General features: G+C 65.8%; 5 protein-coding genes. 2 read left to right on the forward strand and 3 right to left on the reverse strand.

Annotated features, from left to right (window positions below; genetic code table 11):
* Nucleotides 1-688 (forward strand): hypothetical protein (locus tag ACWDX9_RS58725; protein WP_449972200.1); only part of this gene is annotated, 688 nt, incomplete at its 5' end.
* A gap of 11 nt (nt 689-699) precedes the next feature.
* A complete protein-coding gene (locus ACWDX9_RS58730) occupies nt 700-1,824 on the forward strand; it encodes a hypothetical protein (protein WP_449972202.1) in 1,125 nt (374 codons plus the stop codon).
* A gap of 116 nt (nt 1,825-1,940) precedes the next feature.
* Here ACWDX9_RS58730 and ACWDX9_RS58735 read toward each other — a convergent pair whose 3' ends face one another.
* The 3 genes from ACWDX9_RS58735 to ACWDX9_RS58745 form a co-directional block, all read right to left on the reverse strand.
* Complete coding sequence (locus ACWDX9_RS58735; RefSeq protein ID WP_449972210.1) at nt 1,941-2,330, reverse strand: integrase core domain-containing protein; 390 nt, start codon at nt 2,328-2,330, stop codon at nt 1,941-1,943.
* Nucleotides 2,331-2,573: 243 nt separating this feature from the next.
* The gene (locus ACWDX9_RS58740; protein WP_449972205.1) at nt 2,574-3,026 is read right to left on the reverse strand and encodes a hypothetical protein; all 453 of its coding nucleotides are present in this window, start codon (nt 3,024-3,026) and stop codon (nt 2,574-2,576) included.
* 210 nt (nt 3,027-3,236) lie between these two features.
* On the reverse strand, nt 3,237-5,612 hold the full coding sequence (locus ACWDX9_RS58745; protein WP_449972208.1) for an NACHT domain-containing protein: 2,376 nt from the start codon (nt 5,610-5,612) through the stop codon (nt 3,237-3,239).
* Nucleotides 5,613-5,768 lie beyond the last annotated feature (156 nt).

A 5,768-nucleotide genomic window follows, 5' to 3' on the forward strand; every position in this document is an offset into this window, starting at 1 on the left:
CCGGCCGGCGCGGGCTCCTGGACGGCCGGCCGTGGAGCGGCTCGCGCGCCTGCCGGCCGAGCTGGTGGCCACGGTGCGCCTCGACCCCGCGTTCGCGGCCCGGATCACGACCGGCGACCCGGCCGCCGCTGACACGCTGCGCACGCTGGCCGCCGTGCTCGAAACGGCTGGGATCGCCTCCATGTTGCCGCTGGTGACCCCCTCGAACGTGCTGCTCGTCCTGGGCGTCGTCGGGCTGCCGGGGGCCGACGTCAACCTCGCGCCGCGCCGCTCCACCGGGTTCCGCTGGTACGTGGTGCCGCTCGGCAGGCGCCTGCCCGTCTCCGACACCGGCCGGATCGGCGTGGTCGGCGCCAGAACCCGGCTGCGGGCGGCCCGCGTGCCCGGGGTGTTCGCGTTGGTGACACTCGGATACGCGCGCCGCGGCCGTACCGATCCCTACGAACACCGGGTGGACCTGCCAGACCACGCGGTGATGAGCCTGCTCCAGTACGAGTTCACGATGAACCTGCTGGAGCACTGTCACCCGGCCGGCGTCGAGGTGAACACATACGCCTTGCGCCGCCGCCATGTGGACCTCGATGGCGACGGCGACGCGGAGCCCCTCGACCCGGCGCTCGCCCGCACGTTCCGGCTCTTCCGGCGCCGCCGCCAGCGTGGCGAGGCCGCCGCTACCTTCGACTCCTAGGGAGACATGTCATGACCAATGCCGACTTGTCGCTGCAGGGCATGTCCGTAGAGGAGGTCTACGCCCGCATCACCAAGACCGGCGTGTCCAAGGCGGAGGCCGCCACCCTCGTGGGTGCCTGGATCTACCATAACGTCGGCCGGGCCAAGCGGACCTTCGCGTACGTGACCCCGTTCGCCTCCGATGCCCCCGCCTGCAAGCCCACGTTCGCGCGCAGCCTCCAGCACGCCGACTGGGTGGACGGCGAGAGCGTGGTGCAGGCCGAGGAGACCGTCAGCGAGGAGGGTTTCAACCGGCGCTTCCACCACATCGAGGACGACCTCGATGCCCTGGCCGCCGACCAGGTCAAGCAGTTCGCCTGCCTGACCGAGTTGCGGCACGAGCTCCGGGCTCTGCTCGACGAGATCCGCGCCGAGCTGAACCGCCTCAACGCCGACGTCTACGAGGCCCTCGGCACCGCCAGGACCCCCGGCGCGCCTCAGACGATCGGGCCGATCCGCCCGGACCTGCAGTTCGAGTACGTGGACACGATGAAGTTCCTCGACAAGTACGTGCAGGTGTTCAACACCAGCCAGGGCCTGGTGATGGTGCCCGCGATCAAGGAGATCAACGTGTTCCCCGGCGCCGACGCCCGCATCCAGCGCACCGCCAAGATGGCGCGCTTCATCGAGGAGAACCCCGAAGTGCGCAAGAGGTTCCCCAGGAACGTGAAGAAGGAGGAACTCGTCCGGGCCTTCGGGCGCGAGTCCGCCGTGGACGGGACGCTCGTGCGCGACCTGGTGGGAATCCTGCCGGAGGCCAACTACGAGAGTCTCGACACGCTGATGGGCGACCTGGCCCAGCGCGAGGCCGCGGCCCTGCGGACCAGCGACTCCGGCATCACCGCCATCACCAACGCCTTCGGGCTGGACGTGGACGTCAAAACGGTGGGGGACGCACCGATCGACCGGTTCGCTACGATTCCGGTGGCGGCGCGTACGGCGTTGCTGAGCGGGGGCATCCAGACCATGAAGGACCTCGCCGGGGCCAGCCCGAAGCAGGTCACGGAGATCGTCACCGGCCAGGGCGTGGCCACCAGCCTGGGCGACGCCGCTGAATGGACCTTCGGCGCCAAGGCCCTGACCTTCACTCGCTGACCGGGTGACCGTCGTCCGGCTCGTCGGGAGGGAACCTGCCTCCCCGCTGCGTCAGAGTCTGCGGCGGGCTCTGCGCCTGCCGAAAATTCCATCCGTGCAGTTCAAGCGGCATGTGCCTACTCGTGGAGGACTCCGCCGAGCCAGTCTCGTCGGCTTACGCTGCGGTTGACGATTAGGGCTGGATAGGTGATTGAGCCCGGGGCGGAGCGCAGTGGAGCAGTTTGGTCAAGGGCTTGATGGGCTCGGTGCTGGTTGTAGAAGTGTTCGTACTCGCGCAAGGCGTGCCGCAGGTGGTGTTCGTTCCATACGAGGTAGCGGTCGAGGAGTTCGCGGCGGCAGGACTGCACCCATCGTTCCATGATCGAGTTCATTCGAGGTATCCGGAGACCGGTGTGCACTGTCTGGATGCCTGCGTCGGTGAGGATCTCATCCATGAGCGGCGGGAACTTCCCATCCCGATCTCGGATCAGATAGCGAGATTGACAGCCGGCGTCGTGCAGATCCATCACGAGGTTCTTGGTCGCCTGGATGACCCAACTCGCGGTCGGGTGAGTGGTCGTGCCCAGCACGTGGATGCGCCTGGTGGCATGCTCGATGATGGCCAGGATGTACTGGCGTTGTCCGTTCAGGGTGACGGTTTCGGTGAAGTCGCAGGCCAGTAGGGCGTTGGCTTGGGAGCGTAGGAAGTCGGCCCAGGTGGTGGATGTCTGTTCGGGTGCTGGATCGAGGCATTCCTGCTTGAGGATCTCCTAGACGGTGGAGGGTTCGACCTTGATGCCGAGCGTGGTGAGCTCACCGTGGACCCGCCGATATCCCCAGCCGAGGTTCTCTCTAACCAGGCGCAGGATGAGGGCGCGGATGGAGTGGACGGTGGGCGGGCGCCCGTGCCGCTTCGGCCGGCAGGTAGGGGCGTGACGCCATTTCATCAGATCGCGGTGCCAGCGCTGGACTGTGTCCGGTCGGAGGAGGAGCCGCAGTCGGCGCAGGACCTCGCGGGGCAGCGAGGTCAGGAGGGCGGCGAGAAAGGCTCGGTCCTCGGGGGCGAATCTGACTCTGGTGTCGGCGCCGAGTTGGCGTTCAAGGACGGTGATCTGGTGACGCAGGGCGAGGATCTCGACGTCCTTGTCCCGATCGCTCATGGGCAGCAACCGCAGTGCGGCGAAAGTGTTCGGGATGGTGAGGTAGGCCAGGCGAAGGAGCACGGCCGATCATCATGCCGCACGCGTTTGCCTCTCCTGGTGGCCGGAGCTCGCGCACGCCACGCGAAGCCCTCACATGGCCATGACCTGGGCGGATGTAATTACCGGCAGGCGCAATGTCAACAGCAAGATTAATAACGCGCTCGACATGTAGGAGCGCGCCCTCGTCCTCGGCCCTGGTCTTCGCCGGGGCCCTTTACTCAGATGGGACCCTCAGGTTCGTACCAGAACCAGCAGCTTGTCCAGCTTCGTTGCGTCCGTACGGTCGGCCGATGGGGTCAGTGCGATCAGCGTGGACAGCACTCCGCGTAGGTTCTGAGACAGCTCCGAACCCGGCGCTGCTTCCGCACTCTTGGTAAGGGCCGCCAGGACCGAGGTCGCCGCAAGGACCATGTCGCTCTGGCGAAGCGGGCGACTTCGATCCCATAGCGGACTAGCCAGCCGCAGTGCGTTGTTGACCAAGGCCTCTATCTCCGCCGCGCCGACCCTCTTCGCGGCGCGCAGAGCGTACTTCAGAGCCATGGCGGGGTCATCGGCGGGAGACCAGGTGGAGACCGCGTCTAGTTCGTGATGGAGGAACTCTGTCAGGGATACTCGTTCCCTCCCGCGCTTACGCGTTCTCACACCACTCGGGGTCGCGAGTGTGGTGCGACAGCGAACCAGCTGGAGGCATGCCTCGCCGAGCAGCACGAAAGCGCCCACATCCAGGAATCCCAAATCGCTTGCGGCAGCTGCACGAGCGAAGGCGAGGTCGCGCCCCAGGTCACGGTCGAGATCAGGGTCCAGATCACGGTCGAGATCGAGGTCGCGGTCACGATCAAGGGTGCGGTCTAGGTCGAGCTTTACATCGAGGTTCAGGTCGAGAGCGGTGGCACGGTCACGGGCGATGGCGCGGGCATAGGTGCTGGCGTGATCGCGGCCGAGAATACGAGCGCGGATGTGGTCGAAGTTGTGGGCGAAGTCGAGGCCGGAGGCACGGTAGATATCCAGAGCCAGGGCGCCGGCAGGGCTAGGAGCAGGGTTGCGGGCGAGAGCATGGGCTATGGCGGTATCAAGCGTGTAGAGAAGCTGGCGCTGAGGGGGAGTGAGCTCTCGAGGGTGGCTGTAGGTGACAAGTTGGGTGAAGGTGAGAGCAGAGCGCGGGAAGAGGAGGCGGAGGAGGAGATGGGTGTGATCGAGGATTAGGTCGGGATAAGTGCTGATCTGCTGAGCAGTGGGTCGATGAGGATGAAGATCAACTGGGGCAGATATGAGTCGGGCGTGGTTGCTGATCCCTGTGTCTTTGGCCCAAAGGATTGCTGCTTGTGAGTAGAGCCCGTTGCTGATGGCTTGGCGGGCTTCGTCTGTTGTCGGCAGCCGATAGTTGGTGCCGTCGGCGAATAGGGCGTGGAGCCAGGTAAGGAAGTCGGTGATGTCGGCGGTCCACGGGCCGGCGGCGGGTCCGGTCATCAGGGGAGCGGATCTGGTGGAGGGGTGGGCGGCATATCGGTTCCAGAGATCGGGAGGGATAGGGTGGGCGCAGATGCGGGTGCCGTCGTCGTTGAGCACGTGGGTGTCCTGCAGAACGCGGGCAGCAGCGACACCGTCCAATAGTCGGATCTGTTCGGGGTCACTAGGTGCGCTGGTTAGCAATTGGTCGAGCTGGTCGCGTAGAGCGGGGGCGAGCTCGCGGGCTTCGGCTGCGCAAGCGTAGGCAAGGTGCAGTGCGGGGACGGTGCGGGCGTCCAGGCATGCCTGGACGACGCGGCTGGCGTCGGCGCGGGCGGCCCACAGCAAAGCGGTCTCGCGCCACCAGGGATCGCTGACATTGTCGCTCAGAAGCTTGCGACGGGAGCGATGGTCGGCAATCAAGGCGGCGGCCAAGTACTCCTGCAGTGTTTGGTGAGCGAATCCATAGTGCTTGTGTCGGCGTTCCAGGAGCAGGCCGCTGCGCCGGGCATGGGTAAGGAACGCCTCTGGTGTGAGGGTGGGAGCGGTGCGTTCAAGGACGGGGCGGATCGCGCGCTGGGCGTCTTCAATGGAGATGTCGCGAAGCTTGTGGCGCATCATGTGCAAGGCGAGTTCCTGGATGATGCGTTCCTTCTTGTCACCGTTCAGGCCGGCGAGCTCGTCGGTGAGATTCTTGGCTTCTTGGCGGCGGTGTAGCAGAACCTGGCACATCTCCTCATATAGGGCGGCCCGATTGCTGGGCAGGCCGCCGCCGCGATGCCGGTTCACGTTGGCGATCATGGTGAGGAGCAGTGGGTTGGCAGCCAGATCGTAGAGCGCGGGAAGGCGGTTGATGTGGCGCAAGAGATCATCGGCAGCCTGGACGGCGATCCGGTCGATCTCGTGCGGGTCACCCTGGCGAGCGCGTTGCTCGATGGACCGGCACCAAGCGTGCAGGAAGGCTCGGATCTGGCCATTGGTGAACCGCTGCACTGCCAAGACATCGGCCTTGGCCAGCCGATTCGTGTCATATCCCAGTGGGCGGGACGTGACGACGAAGGGATTGCCAGGGTAGCGGCTGATCTGGGCCTCCACCCACTGTGTCACGCGGCTTCTGTCCCCGGCGTCAATAACCTCATCCAGGCCATCCAGAAGCACCACGCACCGCCCACGCGATAAATGCCGCCTGAGCCACTCGGCCGGGATCACGCCGTCCAGCCATGGGAGTTTCCCCCTGAGCGTGGACACCGATCTCAGGCGGCAGTCTTCAGGCTATCTGTCGTCTTCTCGTAGTCGATTGGGCTCAGCTGGCTGAGG

Source organism: Nonomuraea sp. NPDC003201 (genome assembly GCF_053590415.1).

What these genes read in the sequence shown, in the direction of transcription:
- ACWDX9_RS58735 (WP_449972210.1), bottom strand. Translation starts at nt 2,330, where the DNA reads ATGGATCTGCACGACGCCGGCTGTCAATCTCGCTATCTGATCCGAGAT.
- ACWDX9_RS58730 (WP_449972202.1), top strand. Translation starts at nt 700, where the DNA reads ATGACCAATGCCGACTTGTCGCTGCAGGGCATGTCCGTAGAGGAGGTC.